Genomic DNA, 17804 nt, shown 5'->3' with positions numbered 1-17804 from the left:
AGCAATTTTTTAAAAATAAAAACCTTAAATTTTAATAGCTTAAAATAAAATTGTATAAATTTATTGCATATCTAAATAAGAATCATTATATTTAGCATTTACAGATTAAGTGACTAATCATCTGATTTAACCTTAAGAAATACATTTCTTGTCGCTATAACGGTTTAGAAGCAACTAACATTAGAGTCCTTTCACACTATGAAAAAACACACAAAAACATCTCTGAGCTTAGCTATGGCATCAGCTAGTTTACCTTTGGTAACTTATGCAGATAATACAAATAATGCTATCGAACTTGATACTCTGACTATTGAAGGTCAACAAGAAACACCTTATCAAACAAAAAAACTATCTTCACCAAAATATACACAGCCATTACGAGATACTCCTCAGAGCATTACTGTAGTGCCTAAAGCAGTAATCGAACAACGTAATGCTATGTCTTTAGAAGATGCTTTATCAAATGTACCAGGTGTTACTTTTAACTCTGGTGAAGGTAATGGTGGTGTAGGTGATAGCATCAATATTCGTGGTTTCAATAGTGGTACTTATGGTGGCTCTAACGTTTACATTGATGGCATCCGTGATTCAGCCTTCTATACTCGTTCAGACATGTTTAATATTGAGCAAGTAGAAGTAATCAAAGGTTCTAGTTCTGCTGCTTGGGGGGCAGGAGTAATTGGTGGTGCTATTAATTTAGTTAATAAAACACCAAAATTAGAAGACTTTGCAACTATTAGTGGTGGTGTAGGTACAGCAGACTATAAACGTTTAACATTCGATGGCAATAAAGTTATTGATGCTGACTCAGGCACTGCTGCCCGTCTAAATATGGTTTGGCATAACTCAGGTATTGATGGTCGTGATTGGTTTGAAAGAGAACGCTGGGGTATTGCTCCATCTATATCTTTTGGTTTAAACACAAATACTCGTAATACTTTCTCTTATGAACATTTAACCGATAAAGGTAATTACGATTATGGTATTCCAACAACTAAATCTGGGAAAAGAGCTAGTAAAGTAAACGGTGTTAAATGGGATGGTTATTTTGGCTACCGCAACTTAGATAGAGAAGATATGCGCACTGATCGTGTAACATGGAAATTTGAACATGATTTCAATGATGCAGTTAGTTTCAATAACCAAGCCGTATGGTCACAGTTACAACGTACTTATACTGTTACAACACCTAGTGGGGCAAATGCTTCATTAAGGCGTCTACAAGGTGTTACTCGTTATACTGATACCCAAACACTTAGTAACCAATCCAATATTATCTGGAAATTTGATACTGCTGGCATTAAGCATACTTTTGTAGCAGGTATGGAACTTACTAAAGAAAACCTTGATTATAAATCAGGTGGTTTACGTTATGGCTCCGCAATGGTTCCTAACAATCCAATTAATCCAGCGCATCCACCTTCACAGTTTGCAGGTAACAAAGAAATTGCTTACACCAGCAAGATCGAAGCAGATGCTACCACCAAAGCATTCTATGTAATGGATACACTTAAATTTGGTGAGCATTGGCAATTGGATTTATCTGCTCGTCAAGACCACTACAAAGCTAGAATCACTGATACGAAAAGCCGTACTAATACAGGTGGTGTATTATCTGCTTGGACAGATGGACAAAATGACACTACTAATGAAAAGCTATTTAGCTATCGTACTGCTTTAATCTTTAAACCTGTTGAATACGGTAGCATTTATGCAAGTTTTAGTACTGCACAACAACCACAGTCTATTCGTATTGTTACCTCAGGTAGTTTAGGGGATGATCTATCTCCAACAAAAGGCAAAACCTATGAAATAGGTACTAAGTGGGATTTATTTGATGAACGCCTTTCTTTAACAGCTGCTATTTTTAGGACTAAATTGGATGCCACTGATTTCGACGATACAGTAGTACCTACTCAGACATATAGCTATAAACAAAAAACTGATGGTATCGAATTAGGTGTAGCAGGTAACATTACTAATCGTTGGTCTGTATTTGCTGGCTATGCTTATATGGATAGTGAAGTAGAAGGTCAAGAAGGTTGGGATGATGGTATTACCCTACCTAATACGCCACGTAACTCAGCTAACTTATGGACAACTTATCAGTTCCCGTATGATATTAGCTTCAGTTATGGTGTTCGCTATGTTGGAGAAAGGAGTATTCCTGGTGGTCGCGGAACAACCATGACTAATGCTTCTAAAACTGTTGTACCTAGTTACACTGTTCATGATGCAGCCATTGCATGGCAAGCTAATAAAAACCTTAACTTAAGGTTAAATATTAACAATATCTTCAACAAGCATTACTGGCGCCAATACAATGGTCGTGGTTTTGGTTTACCTGGCCCAGGACAAGGTGCACAGCTAACAGCTGAATATCGTTTCTAATGGCTGTTAACAACCTTATACAATTTTCCACAGAAACGCCACACCAAGCAGCCGGCTTGGTGTTGGCCATTGCAAAAACAGGAAATGCCAAAGCACAAGCGCAATTGGCGCAAATGCTACTTGATGGAAACGGCATTAAGAAAGATCATGTTTTAGCACTACAGTGGTTCAGCATTGCTGCTAAAAATGGCTACCTACAAGCCATTAATATGCTTGGCCGTTGCTATGAAAATGGTTGGGGTTGTACCATAAACTATACTAAGGCTGCTCAATACTACCAACTAGCTGCTGAAAAAGGGCTTAACTGGGGCATGTATAATTTTGCTAATCTCCTTATCAAAGGTAAAGGGATTACTAAGGATCTGTCTAAAGCATTTGATTTATATTATCAGGCAGCACAAACAGGGCATGCTAAATCCATGAATTTAGTAGGTCGATTCTATGAAGAAGGCTGGCTAGTAGCCACTGATTTAGATAAAGCCATCAACTGGTATAGACGCTCCGCTTCTGCTGGAGACTTTCGTGGCCAATGCAGTTACGCTTCTGTACTGACAGCACAAGGTAAAGTGGATGAAGCTGTTATCTGGTTAAGACAATCTATGCAAACAGCTACCCATGGCTTCTTACAGAAAATGGCTAGAGCCTTATGGCAATCACCCCATAAACCTTTACAAGAAATGGCTATAGAAATGTTTGCTCGTTGTGCTGAAGAAGGTGATCTATCAGATCAACAAGCCTACCAAGACATTCTTCAGAGACAATCTACTCAAACCAAGGAAAATCTATATGCTACTTCATATTCCTAATATCTTTTCTAAACAAGAAATTAGTTATATCCGCTCCCGTTTAGAACAAGCGAATTGGCAAAATGGTCAATTAACCGCAGGGCATATAGCTATTAATTGCAAGGATAACGAACAACTAGACGAAGAAGATCCATTTGCCATTGAACTAGGTGATGAAATTATTAAACGTCTAGGTAATCATCCTCTTTTTATTTCTGCTGCTTTACCTCATAAAGTTTTTCCGCCGATGTTTAATCGTTATAGTGGTGGCGGTACTTATGGATTTCATGTCGATAATGCTATTCGTAAGCCTAAAACCAGTCCTATCCGTGTAAGAACTGATGTATCCTCTACCTTATTTTTTAGTGAACCTGAAGAATATCAAGGTGGTGAATTAGTCATTCAAGATACTTATGGTGAACAACGAGTTAGATTACCAGCGGGTGACTTAGTGCTTTATCCTTCTACTAGTCTTCACCAAGTGACACCAGTTACTCAAGGTACTCGCTATGCTTCTTTTCTATGGACACAAAGCATGATTCGCTCTGATGAACAACGTCGTTTATTATTTGATATGGATATGGCTATTCAAGAGCTAACTAAAGATATACCTAATCATCCTGCAATAGTTAAACTGAGTGGCAACTACCATAACCTGTTGCGCCAATGGGCAGAAGTATAAAACTTACCCTTTATACACTTCTTGCAAAATAACAAGCTGTTAGTAGCCTAAACATTTTAGGCTATTTGCTTTATTATAAATTATCTTAGTCTCTATAAATAAATTTAAGGTAATTAAATGAGCACTCCACAACTAAATAAAGCCATTAAAGATTTTACTGCCGCTGTTACAGGTGAACCTAATACAATAAAACTTGCTGATTTTAAAGGGAAAAATGTTGTTATCTATTTCTACCCTAAAGATAACACTCCTGGTTGTACCACTGAGGGACAAAATTTCCGCGACCTTTATGCTGAGTTTCAAAAAGCTAATACGGTTATTTTTGGTGTTTCACGTGAAAGTATCAAATCTCATGAAAACTTCAAAGCAAAACAAGAATTTCCTTTTGAACTTATCAGCGACCCAGAAGAAGAGCTTTGTAAGTTATTTGATGTGATTAAACTAAAAAAACTCTATGGCAAAGAATACATGGGTATTGATCGCAGTACTTTTTTAATTGATAAAGAAGGCATTCTTCGTCAAGAATGGCGCAAAGTTAAAGTAGATGGCCATGCTGAAGAAGTATTAAAAGCAGCACAGGCACTTAAATAAAGAGATAAATTATAGTTACTGAGGAAAATGGTTACTTTCTCAGCAACTATAATGATACTATGGAAATAATATTTTTATGTTATGATTTATTTACTTATATAAAAATAATAGTGTAAAAAAACTTAAAAACCACGCTCTACTTATTAAACAAAATAAAACTTTTATTAAATTATCTTTACTAACCAGTATATAATACTAGATTACTGTCGGTATTTTTATTAACTTAGGAGCCTATTGGTGTCTGTCGTTTTTGTTGCATCCTCTTTACTACCAACACCTTTTGCAGTGTTTACAATGCATGGTTTTTTAGATGAAGAAACAGGCATTGAACACGTTGCACTAACCCTTGGTGATATCGCCAATGGAGAAGCTGTTTTAGGACGGATGCACTCTGAATGTTTAACGGGCGATGCCTTATTTAGCTTACGTTGTGACTGTGGTTTTCAACTAGAAGCAGCGATGAAGGCCATTGCTAAAGAAGGCCGTGGTGTATTACTTTATTTGCGCCAAGAAGGGCGTGGTATAGGCTTACTAAATAAAATTCGCGCCTACTCATTACAAGACAAGGGTGCTGATACAGTGGAAGCCAATGAACAGCTTGGTTTTCCTGCAGATATGCGGCAGTATGATATGTGCTTACCTATGCTTAATCATTTAGGCATAAAATCCATTCAATTAATGACTAACAATCCTAAAAAGATAGCAGCACTAAAAACTTTAGGTATTAATGTAGTCGAACGTAAACCCATAGAGTTTGGCAAAAACCGCTATAACCAAAACTACTTAGCCACCAAAGCAGACAAGATGGGACATTTATTAGGTCTACAACATCAACAAGAACAATCTGAAGATAGCACACGTTAATTGGTATCACTTAATTTATGCATAGACTAATAAAACTAATTACTATCATTTTTATAGTAAGCACCTGTTCTATTAGTTTTGCTGACTCACAAAAGCTACGTGTCATCAGCTTAACACCTTCTTTAACCGATATAGTTATTGAGTTAGAAGGTGCTGATTTATTGGTTGGGGTATCAGATTATGATAAACAACGTTTACCTATTTTAGAAAAAGCACAGCCTGTTGGTAATTTAGAAGGCTACTCCCTAGAAAAAATAATCAGCTTACAACCAGATGTTATTTTAATTTGGCCTACCAGTATTAAACCTTCACAACAACAACAGTTAATTTCTTTAGGCTATAAAATAGTTGAAACTAATCCTCACACGCTTGATGAGTTAGCCTTACAACTAGCCTCATTAGGTAAAAAAATTGGTAGAGAACAGCAAGGTAAAGAGTTGTCTGAAAAAATGCAAAATGAGCTTACTCAATTGCGTCAACGTTATCATCAAGCAAACCCTTTAAAAGTATTTTATCAGTTATGGGATAAACCCATTTATACCATAGGTAAAAACCAAATTATTGGTGATGCCCTTAAAGTTTGTGGTGCTGAAAATATTTTTGATAATGTTGATTTACCTGCTCCTCAGGTCAATATAGAAAGTGTTCTAGCAAAAAATCCACAAGTGATTATCGCTTCTCAACAATCACTACTTGATGCTTGGTTAGCTTGGCCACAGTTATCTGCTGTAAAAAATCATAAATTATTTATTTTTGATAATGATCGTATTGCTCGTCCTAGTTTTGCTATGCTAGAAGCCACTAAACAATTATGTTCATTATTAAATCAAGACCATTAAATAAGTCCCTATTAATCATTTTCATATAAATAATAACTAAACAATAAATTCTCTTCGTCTAAACAAACTCTATCTCACTCTTTACTTATCATCCAATAATTAGTCACTTGTTAAATCATATAAAACAATGTAAAGATTTAGTAAAATAACAGTAAATTTAAACATTAGTTTGAATAATTTTATTATCATACAACAAAAGGAGTTTGGAGATGATAATGAAAAATATTCTTTTAATCACTTTAATGTTTATACTTATTAGTCCATATAATGTTAATGCTAAAGATCATAATCGTAGGCACCCACCTAATCACCACCATAGACCACACGATAAAAATAAGCATGATAATAACGCTTCTGATGGTGGTGAAGCAGTTGCTATTCTATTAGTAGCCACATCTATTACCTTAACTAGTTATACCATTTACCAGTTACTTACAGAAGAAAAAGAAGATAACAAGCTTGTTTATAGTCAAGCAAAAGAAGATGCTGCCTTTTTTATTGCTACTGAAGGACAACAAACGGGGGTTTATTTAGAAAGTGCTTTTAAACTGTTACGTAATAACTCTGAGCTTTCCAATACTTCTGATATGGAATTAGCTAAAGCTATATTAATAATCTAAATAATCTTGAATTTAATCTAGTAAAATATACTTGCAATTTAAAGATATTGTTTACAATCAATTTATAGTATTTTTATGCCATCTAAACTTCCGTAGAAATTTACTATGAAAAAATCACACGCTCTTATTGTTTTTTTTACCAGTATAGCTCTTATTACATCCAGCACTATTACCTTAGCTAATCCAGGTAATGGTAAAGGTAATAGTGCTAATGCTCACAAAGCACATGGACATAAAAATTTTGATAAGAATAATGACCATAGTTTAATTAATATTGATATGGGTTCACCACAAATTACTATTGATACAGGTGGTATTCGTATTACTATAGGTGATAATAAAGCCTATTGGGGAAATGTAGATGCTTTACCGCCAGGCATTCAAAAAAGATTAGCTCAAGGTAAACCTCTTCCTCCAGGAATAGCCAAAAAACTGGATAACCGTCTAATAGCAAAACTACCTCACTATGAAGGCTATGAATGGATGAGAGCAGGAAAAGATCTATTATTAGTAGTAGCTGCTACAGGCATCATCTATGATGTACTACATGATGTGTTTGATTAATTAACCAAATATTTATGTATTGCTATTATCTTTTCCATAATGGCAATACATAAATATGCATTAAAGGCGCCATATTGATATCTGGAATATCATCATGCGTTATCCAACGCGCCTCTGCTATTTCGGCTGTAGCTGTTAAAGTAGGGCTATCAGGCAACTCTATTCTAAAAAGCTCAGCCTTAACAACAAAGCCTGGTTCATTGGCAGCAGGTGCTTCAAAACTATCAATAAACTTTGGCATTGTTAAAGGAATATCAAGCTGTAATTCTTCTTTTATTTCTCTTACTAATGTTTCGATAGGTTGTTCAGCTTGCTCTATCTTACCGCCCGGCTGCATAAATATTTCTGATCCTTGCTTACGTACCACCAATAATCGATTTAATGGATCTGTAATACATGCAGCAGCAATATAAATAATTTTATTCATTGTTACTTCTTCTTTAATAATTCACGAATATTAGATAATGCCGCATTACCTGTTTCTGCTTTTTGCTCAACAGGTGTATTTTCTAAGCCTTCGTAGCGTAACTCTTGTTGTGGCAATTCTGTTAAAAAACGACTGGGTAAACAATCAATAATCTCACCATATTGCCTACGTTTAGAAGCATAAGTAAGGGTTAAATATTGTTTAGCGCGCGTAATACCTACATAGGCTAAACGTCGCTCTTCTTCAATATTATCTGTTTCGATACTAGAACGATGAGGTAATAACTCCTCTTCCATACCCATTAAAAATACTAGAGGAAACTCTAATCCTTTAGAGGCATGTAAAGTCATTAATTGTACAGCATCATGCTGTTCTTCTTCTGCTTGGCGATCTAACATATCACGCATAACTAATCGTGAGATAGCTTCCTCAATGGTCATCTCACCATCTTCATCACGTTCAATAGTGTCTTTTAATGCCTCTATCAAAAACCAAACATTACCCATTCGCGCTTCGGCTACTTTATCATTAGACGCGTTTTGTCTTAGCCAATTTTCATAATCAATATCCATTACCATACTGCGCAGTACCATAATGGGATCACTCTGACTACATTGTTGACGAATATTATCCATCCACTGAGTAAAACGCTGTAAGCGCTCAACAAAACGTTGATCCAAACTATCTAATAAAGCACGATCACTGGCGGCAGCATATAAAGAAATATGCTGACTATTTGCATAATTACTTAACTTCTCTAGGGTGACTGTACCAATCTCTCGACGTGGCACATTAATCACTCGTAAAAAAGCATTATCATCATCAGGATTAACTAATAACCGTAAGTAAGACATAATGTCTCTTACTTCTTGACGAGCAAAAAAACTGGTTCCCCCTGTAATAACATAAGGAACTTTATGGTGTTGTAATTTCAACTCAATTAATCGTGATTGATAATTACCACGGTAGAGAATTGCAAATTGACCATAGGAACGTTGAGTTTTTAAAGCAATTGCCTGTATCTCTGTTGCTACTCGCTCTGCCTCTGCTTCTTCATTACGGCAACGTATTACTCTGATTAAATCACCATCCCCTTTATCGCTCCATAATTTTTTTTCAAACACATGAGGATTATTGATAATCAAGTGATTAGCACACCTTAAAATACGGCTAGTAGAACGATAATTTTGCTCTAACATAATCACTTTTAAAGAAGGAAAATCTTGTTTTAACTGCATTAGATTTTCAGGTTTAGCACCACGCCATGCATAAATGGATTGGTCATCATCTCCCACCACCGTAAACTGTGCACGGTCAGCCACTAATAATTTGATGAGCAAATATTGGCTAGCATTAGTATCTTGATATTCGTCTACCAATAAATAACGAACTTTATTACGCCAACGTTCTAACAACTCTTTGTTATTTTGAAACAGCTTAACAGGTAATAAAATAAGGTCATCAAAATCCACTGCATTATATGCTTTTAACAAACGCTGATAATGCATATAAAGATACGCCAACATTTGTTCTTGTGAATTACGAGCTTGTTCTATAGCTTGCTCAGGTAAGATTAAATTATTCTTCCAACGACTAATTTTGCTAACCGCTTCATCAACGCCATCATCACCTGCATATTCTTTATGCATCAGCTCTTTTAATAATGACTTAACATCCGTGTCATCAAAAATTGAAAAGCCAGCTTTATAGCCTAATATTTGATACTCTTTACGAATAATATTTAAACCCAAATTATGAAAGGTAGATACAGTAAGGCCACGCCCTTCCCCCTTACGAAGCAAACTACCTACTCGCTCCTTCATCTCCCTAGCTGCTTTATTAGTAAAAGTCACAGCAACAATATGATGGGCTTTAATTCCACACTGTTGAATAAGATAAGCTATTTTTCTAGTAATAACACTGGTTTTACCTGAGCCTGCTCCAGCCAATACTAACAAAGGCCCACTAATATAGTGAACAGCTTCACGTTGGCGTGGATTAAGTGATGACATAATAATTAGAAAGCTTAAGATGAAACAATTAAGGAGAGAATAAGGGGCATTAACTACCCCTTATCATATGATTATTAAACACGTGCTCTTTTTTGTTGACGAGCTTGATCAGCACCTGCTTGATCGCCTTGTTTCTCACGTGCCTGTGCAACTACTTCCCATAGATTTGAGCGTAATTCAGATTGATCAGAAGAAGTATAAGATAATGCCCTTCTAGCTAATTGTTCTGCTACTTCTGCATCACCTTGTTTTAAACGAATTACTGCTAAGGTATAAAGTACTCGTGGTTCACTTGGTGCAATACGTTGTGCACGCTCAGCACTTGCTGCTGCTTCATTAAGGTTACCAGCTTCTTGTTGTTGCCTTGCTGTTGTTAATAAAGCTAACACAGCACCATCTAAAGGTGCACTTCCAGAAGCATTATTATCTAAAGGAATCCCTGTTGGAACGCTATTAGTATCTTGTTGTGCTATAGGCTGAATAGGTTCATCCACTGCTTGAGGTACAGCTTGTGCGATGGCCTCATCACCTGTTTCTTTGGTAATAGGCGTAGTATTTTTTTCGAGAGGATTAGGCTTATTAGATAAAGGTGAACTTGCATCCACAACAGGGATAGAATGAGGTTGGTTAGTACCACACCCTACCAAAACAGCCATTGCACCTAATACTAACCATAATTTTTTTAGTTTAACTCTCATTTTTTAATCCTAAACATTAATAACCTAATATATTAATTTATCCAACCACGTATCCAATCAGTAGTAGAACCATCTGACTTAGTACATGATAACTCAGGCGCTGGTTCAGTCCCTTTTAAATAAGGCATTTGTACCGCATTAGGACACCCCTCTCCAGTACCTACTCCCGTATTAGCATCTACCCAAGCGTAAACCACATTCTGTGGTATAGGGGTTCTAAGTGAAGTAGGACGAGCCTCTTTCATAAAACTAGTCCATACCTGCAATGCCCCTGTAGCCCCCGTTAAAGATGTATTTGAATTATCATCTTTACCAAGCCAAACAGTTGCTAAAATATCTTGTCCAAAACCAGTAAACCAACTATCTTTAGATGAGTTAGTTGTCCCCGTTTTACCTGCTAAATTTGTAGCAGCAGGTATTTGATTATAAGCCGACCGTCCAGTTCCCTCACGCATATTACGTTGCATCGCATATTGTAATAAGTACATTACGCCTGTATCAAAACGTTGTTGTGTTTCAAATGGATAACGTCCTAATGGTTCGCCTTTTGCATTCAATACATTACGAATAGAACGGATAGGTGTATTATAACCACCACTTGCAATGGTTTGATACATGCCAGCCACATCCATTGGCGTCATTGAAGCTGAACCTAACAATATAGCTGGATAGGCTTGATAATCTGCAGCAACACCCAAACGCTTAATTGTTTTCAATACATTTGAAACTCCTATATCCATTCCTATTTTTACAGTAGAGACGTTATAAGAGTGAGCTAATGCTTGATAAAAGAACACATTACCATGATAGCTTCGATCAAAATTTTGTGGTGTCCACTCCTTACCACCCGCCAAAGGCACAGAATAAGGTTCATCTTGCACAACAGTGGTTAAAGTATATTTTTTACTTTCTAACGCAGTTAAATAAACAGCTGGTTTAATTTGTGAACCAATTGATCGAATTGCGTCAATGGCTCTATTAAACCCTACATAATTACGATCACGACTACCAATTAATCCTAACAACTCTCCAGTTGATGGATTTGTAATCACCATTGCTGCCTCTAAATTTTCCGCACGTTTACCTAAACGTTTTAAAGTAGCATCTAACGAACGTTCTGCTTTAATTTGAATAATAGGATCTAAACTTGTGAAAATACGTAAACCTTCACCTGTTAAATCCTCTTCATTGTAGTCTTCTCTTAATTGTCGTTTCACCAAATCAATAAAGGCTGGGAATGAACTGATACCTAACCGACCTTGAGGAATTACACCAAGTGGCGCTGCTTTAGCTTGTTTTGCTTCAGCCGCTGAAATAATATTTTGCTCTGCTAATACATCCAATACTACATTACGACGATCTGTTGCCAACTTTGGATTACGTCTAGGATTATAAACAGAGGGGCCTTTAACCATCCCTATTAACAATGCATACTGTGGTAACTTTAATTCATTAATTGGCTGCCCAAAAAAATACTGACTAGCTAAACCAAAACCATGAATGGAACGTTGCCCATCTTGTCCTAAAAATACTTCATTCAAATAGGCTTCTAAAATTTCTTTTTTATCATAGTGCACCTCTAATAATAAAGCCATTATCGCTTCATTAACTTTTCGTTTTAAGGTACGCTCATTGGTTAAATAAAAATTCTTAACTAATTGTTGGGTTAAAGTACTACCACCTTGCGTTAACTTTCCCTTAACAACATTCGTATAAACAGCCCGACCAATGCCTATCATCGAAATGCCATGATGTTTATAAAAACGTTTATCTTCTACAGCAACTAATGCTTCTACTAACTTTGGTGGAACTTGATCTAATTTAACTAAAATTCTATCTTCATTATGGGTAGGATAAACCCCACCTATCATCATAGGTTCTAACCTAATTAAAGGTACAACATTATTATTTTGATCCGTAATTTGATTAACATTATTACCATTAAAAGAAACATTAACTAACTTTGAAGGCTCTGCACCTTCATAAAATTGAAAGCCACGAATATAAACAGTTACTTGATTAGCATTGACATTAATTTGTCCAACATTAGTAACACTATCCGCCGTTCGATAACCCAATGCATTTAATTCTGTGAGAAAATCTTCTTTAGAAAGTTTTTGGCCTTTAAATAATTCTAATGGACGTGCGTATACCTTAGCAGGGATTGTCCAACGTTTACCCGAAAACTTATCTTGTACAACTGAATCAAGATAAATAATATAAGGTGAAACAATAACAATAGCCACTAAACTTAGCTTAAATAGCCAACTAAAAAAAACTAGCCAGAGACTACGTTTCTTAGTCTTTCTTGTTAACTTTTTTCTCACTTTCTTCATGCAAGTTATTATACTGATTTATCCAATGAACAGATAACTTTTTAACACCAAGAAAATGACTCAAATTATTATAGTTATAAATTGCTAGTAAAAGATTTATAAAAAATAACAAGGGGGGCTTCAGCCTGCCTAAACCAAAACCCCCAAATCGAGGATAAAAATAACAATACAAGTACTATGCCAAACCACACAAATAACAATTTATCAAATAAAATCAACCAATTATAAAAAATAACTTATTACTAATCACTTCATTATTTTACTGCACCGCTACAATACGCCCCAATCCAATGCTTCAAATAAAGATAGCGCACAAAAAGGGGCTTCCTTTCTTGTTGAAAAAAGTTACATAAATTTCATAAAATTACGCTATCATATATTGTAAAAGTTGGTAATAATGAGCCATACCAACTTATTGACACGGGAGCAACGTAAAATGCCATCATCAAAAAAACCAGTAAGAACCCCTCTACATTTACTTCATGATTTAACGGACTCATTAGTTAACCATTTACAAAAAGCCTGTGTACAAGCACAGCAAGAATCAGAAAAGACATTAACCAAGCTAGAAAAACAGCGCGTTAAAATACAAGAGAAACTATTAAAGGCTCAAGAAAAGCTAAAAAAAGTAACAGAATCTGGCAAGTCAAAAGCCAAAAGCAAAGCTAAAAAATCCTTAGCTGAGTTAGAAGCTATTCATAGTAAATTACAGGTTCAACAAAAAAATCTTTTAGACTACGTTAGCACATTAAAAAAAGATTCTGCTAAAAGCTTAGATTTAGCTCAAGGAGTCTCTAAAGTAAAAGAACGTGTTATTGCTTTATTAGAAAAACCTGCAACAACACCTACAAAAACAACTACTGCTAAAAAACCAGTAGCTAGAAAAACAACTACTCGTAAAACAACGACTACAGCAAAAGCTACAACAACCACTGCTGCAAAAAAACCAACTACCCCTAGAACGACGGCAACAGCGACTAAAGCTAAAACCACTAAACCTTCAGCTGCTAAACGCCCAGTAGCAGCGACTAAAGCAACTACTACTCGCTCTACCACAACAGCTAAAACGGCAAAAGCTACTCCAACTAAAACTACTGCAGCAAAAGTAACCGCCAAAAAAGTTACTGCTAGCAAAACAACTACTGTAGCTAAAAAGCCAACTGTAGCTAAAACTACTGCCGCGGCTAAAACACCAGCAACCAAAACAGTAGCAAAAAAACCAACCGCAGTTAAGAAACCTACAGTAGCTAAAGCGACAACTGCCGCTACCAAAAAACCAGTTACAGCTAAAAAACCAGCAGCAAGAAAAGCGCCTGTTGCTAAAAAACCAACAACGACAGGTAATGCTTCTTAATTCATAAAATTAACTGAGGTTATTATGGCAAAACGTATTCAAATATCTCAACATGGTGATGTGGATGTACTTGAATACGTTGATTTCGAACCGAGAGTACCTAAAGCTAATCAAGTTCAAATACGTAATCATGCCATAGGCCTAAATTTTATTGATACTTACTACCGCTCTGGTTTGTATAGTCCACCATCGCTCCCGTCTGGATTAGGTACAGAAGGAGCGGGAGAAGTTATTGCTATTGGTGACTCGGTTACCCACTGTAAAGTAGGTGATCGAGTTGCTTACTGTACAGGGCCACTAGGTGCTTACAGTGAAATCCATACACTTGCAGAATCCCATGTACTTCATTTACCTAATGATATTTCTTTTGAACAAGCAGCTGCTTGTTTATTAAAAGGATTAACAACTCAATACCTTTTATGCCAAACCTATCCTGTAAAAGAAGGGGATATTATTCTATTCCATGCAGCAGCTGGTGGGGTTGGTAGTATTGCATGTCAGTGGGCAAAGGCTATTGGTGCTAAACTAATTGGAACAGCAGGTTCTACAGCAAAAATAGAACGTGCCAAAGCATTAGGTGCATGGCAAGTTATTAATTACCATGAAGAAGATGTTGTACAACGAGTTAAAGAACTTACTAATAATGCTAAGTGTCCAGTTGTTTATGACAGCGTTGGCAAGGACATGTGGGAGAGATCGCTAGATTGTTTAGCACCACGCGGATTAATGGTGAGTTTTGGTAATTCATCTGGTGCTGTAACTGGCGTTAATTTGGGAATTCTTAATCAAAAAGGTGGCCTCTATGTCACCCGCCCTTCACTAGCTTGGTATGCAAATAGTCATGAAAAACTACAAGCAATGGCTAATGAGTTATTTGATTTAATTAGTAGCAAGAAAATAATAATAGATATTAATCAGCGTTTTCCTTTAGCTGATGTAGCTAAAGCACAACAACAATTAACAGCTAGAAAGACCACAGGCTCTACAATATTATTAGTGTAATTTCTATGCATGCGATAATAATAGCAACATAGCCTAACTATATTTTATAAAATTTTTTTTTACTGTATAAAAAGTAAGAAAGTATAATCTTCATGATATGAACCAATCAAAAATCTATTTTTATTAATTGGTGTTAACTCTAATAATATTTTTATACCAGCTATTACTACTTAGCGAACAATCTTACCAGTAATCAAATCTGTTATTTGGCTAGACTTTCTTTCCTTACCAAGTTCACCATTTAATACTGCATCCAACTGACCATGAAAGTACTTTTCTACCATAAGTCTATTTTGAGCACTAGGTTGACCTGCTAAGTTAGCAGAAGTAGAAACAATCGGCCCTGTTAGGTCACATAATGCTTTAACAAGAGGATGATTAGTTACCCTTAAAGCAACAGTTGTATGAGAACCTGTTATCCAATCAGGTACTCTACCGTGATGAGGAACTAACCATGTAAAAGGGCCAGGCCAACTTTGTTGTAATTTAGCTAATTGCTCTTTAGGCAAGTCATGCAAAATAAAATCAAACTGTTCAATTGTGCTAGCGATTAAGATTAACCCCTTTTCTACAGGACGCGCTTTAAGCTCTAACACTCTTAATGTTGCTTGCTCATCCCAAGGATCACAACCTAATCCCCACACACCTTCTGTAGGGTAGGCAATTACTCCACCTTGCTTAATCAAATGAGCAACTTGTTGTATTTGCCAATCACTTGCCATTATTTGTGATAACGAACCGAAAGATCATGTACGGCACTAATAAATACCGCAGCATTATCAGGATTTACTTCTGGTGTAATGCCATGCCCTAAATTAAATACATGCCCAGAACCATTACCATAACCAGCTAAAATACGCCCTACTTCCTCACAAATAGCTGAAGTGTTTGCATAAAGTACTGAAGGATCCATATTACCTTGCAAAGCGACTTTATCACCTACTCTCGCTCTTGCTTGTTTAATATCACAAGTCCAATCTAGACCTAAAGCAGTGGCACCTGTATCGGCCATTGCTTCTAACCATTGACCACCATTTTTAGTAAATAAGATAACGGGAACTTGTCTACCCTCATGCTCTTTAATAAGTCCTTTTACGATTTGCTGCATATAGGATAATGAAAACTCTAGGTAAGCATTAGACGCTAAATTACCACCCCATGTATCAAATATTTGAATCGCTTGTGCACCAGCTAAGATTTGGCCATTCAAGTAATTAATCACTGATCGAGTTAATTTAGTTAATAAGGCATGCACTACTTCTGGCGTATCATAGGCCATGGCTTTAATTTTACGAAAATCTTTACTGGAACCACCTTCAACCATATAAGTGGCTAATGTCCAAGGACTACCTGCAAAACCAATCAAAGGTACACGACCATTTAATTCTTTACGAATAGTACGCACAGCTTGCATTACATAGCCTAAATCTTGCTCTGTATCAGGAATAGGCAATGCATTGACATCCGCCATATTATTGATAACTTTTTTAAAGCGAGGGCCTTCACCTGTTTCGAAATACAAGCCTAATCCCATTGCATCAGGAATAGTTAAAATATCTGAAAATAAAATAGCTGCATCTAAGGGAAAACGTTCTAATGGTTGCAAAGTAACTTCACAAGCTAATTCTGCATTCTTGCATAAACTCATAAAGTCACCCGCTTTTTCACGAGTAGCTCGATATTCTGGCAGGTAGCGGCCTGCTTGACGCATCATCCATACAGGCGTCACATCAACTGGCTGTTTTAATAATGCCCGTAAAAAGCGATCATTTTTTAACTCTATCATTCATACACCTACCAGTTTTTACAAGAAAATAGCAAAAGAGATTAACGTAACCCTAACACATCTTGCATATCGTATAAACCATTTGCTTGACCTTGCAACCATAGTGCAGAACGTAAAGCACCATTGGCATAAATCATTCGATTTGAAGCTTTATGAGTAATTTCTATACGCTCACCTTCTGCAGCAAAAAGTACTGTATGATCTCCTACAATATCACCTGCACGCACAGTAGCAAAACCAATAGTTTCACGCTCACGAGCCCCTGTAAAACCTTCTCTACCATAAACAGCAACATCTTTTAAATTATGGCCTAAGGCATTTGCAACCACTTCACCCATACGTAATGCGGTGCCTGAAGGTGCATCCACTTTATTACGGTGATGTGCTTCTAATACTTCAACATCAACTTCGTCACCCAATACTTTTGCTGCTACATCAAGCAATTTAAAACATAGGTTAATACCAATACTATAGTTAGCAGAAAATACAATGGGTATTTGTTTAGCGGCTTCTGCTATTTGTTGTTTCTGCTCATCAGAAAAACCTGTAGTGCCAATAATAATAGCTTTCTTAGCCTGCACACAAAGTTGAATATTTTTCATGGTTGCTATTGGCTGAGTAAAATCAATCAATACGTCAAAATTATTTAACTGATTTTCTAAAGAAATATCGACAGTTACATCTATTTTACCAATACCTGCTAATTCACCAGCGTCTACACCTTGTAAGCTACTATTAGGTTCAACAATAGCAGCTCCAAGGGTAGTTTTTTCATTATTACAAACAGCTGCTACTAAGTTTTTACCCATACGCCCAGCGGCGCCTATCACTGCTATACGTAACATAGTTATAC

Annotated in this window: 17 protein-coding genes; 10 read left to right on the top strand and 7 right to left on the bottom strand. The window is 36.3% G+C overall.

Features of this window, described 5'->3' with window-relative positions:
- Positions 1–198: 198 nt before the first annotated feature.
- The 8 genes from MTZ49_RS04625 to MTZ49_RS04590 all read left to right on the top strand — a co-directional run bounded on the left by MTZ49_RS04625 (position 199) and on the right by MTZ49_RS04590 (position 7336).
- Positions 199–2391, top strand: a complete 2193-nt coding sequence (locus MTZ49_RS04625; protein WP_264747220.1) for a TonB-dependent receptor — start codon at positions 199–201, stop codon at positions 2389–2391.
- Complete coding sequence (locus tag MTZ49_RS04620) at positions 2391–3197, top strand: tetratricopeptide repeat protein (protein WP_264747219.1); 807 nt, start codon at positions 2391–2393, stop codon at positions 3195–3197. Before MTZ49_RS04625 ends, MTZ49_RS04620 begins: the two co-directional genes overlap by 1 nt.
- Entirely contained in the window at positions 3178–3858 is a 681-nt protein-coding gene (locus tag MTZ49_RS04615) for a Fe2+-dependent dioxygenase (protein ID WP_264747218.1), read from the top strand. Before MTZ49_RS04620 ends, MTZ49_RS04615 begins: the two co-directional genes overlap by 20 nt.
- A gap of 117 nt (positions 3859–3975) precedes the next feature.
- A complete protein-coding gene (locus MTZ49_RS04610; protein ID WP_264747217.1) occupies positions 3976–4449 on the top strand; it encodes a peroxiredoxin in 474 nt (157 codons plus the stop codon).
- A gap of 237 nt (positions 4450–4686) precedes the next feature.
- A complete protein-coding gene (gene ribA / locus MTZ49_RS04605) occupies positions 4687–5313 on the top strand; it encodes a GTP cyclohydrolase II (RefSeq protein WP_264747216.1) in 627 nt (208 codons plus the stop codon).
- 17 nt (positions 5314–5330) lie between these two features.
- A complete protein-coding gene (locus MTZ49_RS04600; protein ID WP_264747215.1) occupies positions 5331–6152 on the top strand; it encodes a cobalamin-binding protein in 822 nt (273 codons plus the stop codon).
- A 215-nt stretch (positions 6153–6367) separates the two neighbouring features.
- The gene (locus MTZ49_RS04595; protein WP_264747214.1) at positions 6368–6772 is read left to right on the top strand and encodes a DUF2388 domain-containing protein; all 405 of its coding nucleotides are present in this window, start codon (positions 6368–6370) and stop codon (positions 6770–6772) included.
- A gap of 105 nt (positions 6773–6877) precedes the next feature.
- Positions 6878–7336 (top strand): RcnB family protein, encoded by a 459-nt coding sequence (locus tag MTZ49_RS04590; RefSeq protein ID WP_264747213.1) that lies wholly within the window; start codon positions 6878–6880, stop codon positions 7334–7336.
- A gap of 25 nt (positions 7337–7361) precedes the next feature.
- Here the strand turns inward: MTZ49_RS04590 and MTZ49_RS04585 are convergent, their stop codons facing one another.
- From MTZ49_RS04585 to mrcB, 4 genes are all read right to left on the bottom strand, one after another.
- A complete protein-coding gene (locus MTZ49_RS04585) occupies positions 7362–7763 on the bottom strand; it encodes an NUDIX hydrolase (RefSeq protein WP_264747212.1) in 402 nt (133 codons plus the stop codon).
- Positions 7764–7765: 2 nt separating this feature from the next.
- Positions 7766–9775, bottom strand: coding sequence for a DNA helicase Rep (gene rep / locus MTZ49_RS04580; protein WP_264747211.1), 2010 nt, complete (start codon positions 9773–9775; stop codon positions 7766–7768).
- Between the two features lie 74 nt (positions 9776–9849).
- A complete protein-coding gene (locus tag MTZ49_RS04575; RefSeq protein ID WP_264747210.1) occupies positions 9850–10473 on the bottom strand; it encodes a hypothetical protein in 624 nt (207 codons plus the stop codon).
- Positions 10474–10505: 32 nt separating this feature from the next.
- Positions 10506–12809 carry a penicillin-binding protein 1B gene (mrcB, locus tag MTZ49_RS04570; RefSeq protein WP_264747209.1) on the bottom strand — a complete coding sequence of 768 codons (2304 nt, stop codon included), beginning with the start codon at positions 12807–12809 and terminating at the stop codon, positions 10506–10508.
- Positions 12810–13245: 436 nt separating this feature from the next.
- On the opposite strand from mrcB, the gene MTZ49_RS04565 reads away from it, so the two are divergent.
- Both MTZ49_RS04565 and MTZ49_RS04560 read left to right on the top strand, forming a co-directional pair.
- Complete coding sequence (locus MTZ49_RS04565) at positions 13246–14163, top strand: AlgP family protein (RefSeq protein WP_264747208.1); 918 nt, start codon at positions 13246–13248, stop codon at positions 14161–14163.
- A 24-nt stretch (positions 14164–14187) separates the two neighbouring features.
- The gene (locus MTZ49_RS04560; RefSeq protein WP_264747207.1) at positions 14188–15165 is read left to right on the top strand and encodes an NADPH:quinone reductase; all 978 of its coding nucleotides are present in this window, start codon (positions 14188–14190) and stop codon (positions 15163–15165) included.
- 170 nt (positions 15166–15335) lie between these two features.
- Here MTZ49_RS04560 and MTZ49_RS04555 read toward each other — a convergent pair whose 3' ends face one another.
- Genes MTZ49_RS04555 through dapB form a run of 3 tightly spaced genes read right to left on the bottom strand, consistent with a single transcriptional unit; the run spans position 15336 to position 17796 of the window.
- On the bottom strand, positions 15336–15887 hold the full coding sequence (locus MTZ49_RS04555) for an L-threonylcarbamoyladenylate synthase (RefSeq protein ID WP_264747206.1): 552 nt from the start codon (positions 15885–15887) through the stop codon (positions 15336–15338).
- Positions 15887–16951, bottom strand: coding sequence for a uroporphyrinogen decarboxylase (gene hemE, locus MTZ49_RS04550; RefSeq protein WP_264747205.1), 1065 nt, complete (start codon positions 16949–16951; stop codon positions 15887–15889). The genes MTZ49_RS04555 and hemE overlap by 1 nt, the downstream gene beginning before the upstream one ends.
- 41 nt (positions 16952–16992) lie before the next feature.
- Positions 16993–17796, bottom strand: a complete 804-nt coding sequence (gene dapB, locus MTZ49_RS04545; protein WP_264747204.1) for a 4-hydroxy-tetrahydrodipicolinate reductase — start codon at positions 17794–17796, stop codon at positions 16993–16995.
- Between the last annotated feature and the right edge of the window lie 8 nt (positions 17797–17804).

It is taken from the genome of Entomomonas sp. E2T0 (assembly GCF_025985425.1).
Classification (GTDB): domain Bacteria; phylum Pseudomonadota; class Gammaproteobacteria; order Pseudomonadales; family Pseudomonadaceae; genus Entomomonas.
The sequence above is the reverse complement of the archived record's forward strand: the minus strand, read 5'-3'. Positions and strand labels throughout refer to the sequence as shown.

Bases quoted from the DNA above. Each gene is read 5' to 3' on its own strand.
- MTZ49_RS04565 (WP_264747208.1), top strand. From the start codon at position 13,246: ATGCCATCATCAAAAAAACCAGTAAGAACCCCTCTACATTTACTTCAT.
- dapB (WP_264747204.1), bottom strand. From the start codon at position 17,796: ATGTTACGTATAGCAGTGATAGGCGCCGCTGGGCGTATGGGTAAAAAC.
- MTZ49_RS04560 (WP_264747207.1), top strand. From the start codon at position 14,188: ATGGCAAAACGTATTCAAATATCTCAACATGGTGATGTGGATGTACTT.
- MTZ49_RS04555 (WP_264747206.1), bottom strand. From the start codon at position 15,887: ATGGCAAGTGATTGGCAAATACAACAAGTTGCTCATTTGATTAAGCAA.
- MTZ49_RS04625 (WP_264747220.1), top strand. From the start codon at position 199: ATGAAAAAACACACAAAAACATCTCTGAGCTTAGCTATGGCATCAGCT.
- hemE (WP_264747205.1), bottom strand. From the start codon at position 16,951: ATGATAGAGTTAAAAAATGATCGCTTTTTACGGGCATTATTAAAACAG.
- mrcB (WP_264747209.1), bottom strand. From the start codon at position 12,809: ATGAAGAAAGTGAGAAAAAAGTTAACAAGAAAGACTAAGAAACGTAGT.
- MTZ49_RS04575 (WP_264747210.1), bottom strand. From the start codon at position 10,473: ATGAGAGTTAAACTAAAAAAATTATGGTTAGTATTAGGTGCAATGGCT.
- MTZ49_RS04600 (WP_264747215.1), top strand. From the start codon at position 5,331: ATGCATAGACTAATAAAACTAATTACTATCATTTTTATAGTAAGCACC.
- MTZ49_RS04590 (WP_264747213.1), top strand. From the start codon at position 6,878: ATGAAAAAATCACACGCTCTTATTGTTTTTTTTACCAGTATAGCTCTT.
- rep (WP_264747211.1), bottom strand. From the start codon at position 9,775: ATGTCATCACTTAATCCACGCCAACGTGAAGCTGTTCACTATATTAGT.
- MTZ49_RS04595 (WP_264747214.1), top strand. From the start codon at position 6,368: ATGAAAAATATTCTTTTAATCACTTTAATGTTTATACTTATTAGTCCA.
- MTZ49_RS04585 (WP_264747212.1), bottom strand. From the start codon at position 7,763: ATGAATAAAATTATTTATATTGCTGCTGCATGTATTACAGATCCATTA.
- MTZ49_RS04615 (WP_264747218.1), top strand. From the start codon at position 3,178: ATGCTACTTCATATTCCTAATATCTTTTCTAAACAAGAAATTAGTTAT.
- MTZ49_RS04620 (WP_264747219.1), top strand. From the start codon at position 2,391: ATGGCTGTTAACAACCTTATACAATTTTCCACAGAAACGCCACACCAA.
- MTZ49_RS04610 (WP_264747217.1), top strand. From the start codon at position 3,976: ATGAGCACTCCACAACTAAATAAAGCCATTAAAGATTTTACTGCCGCT.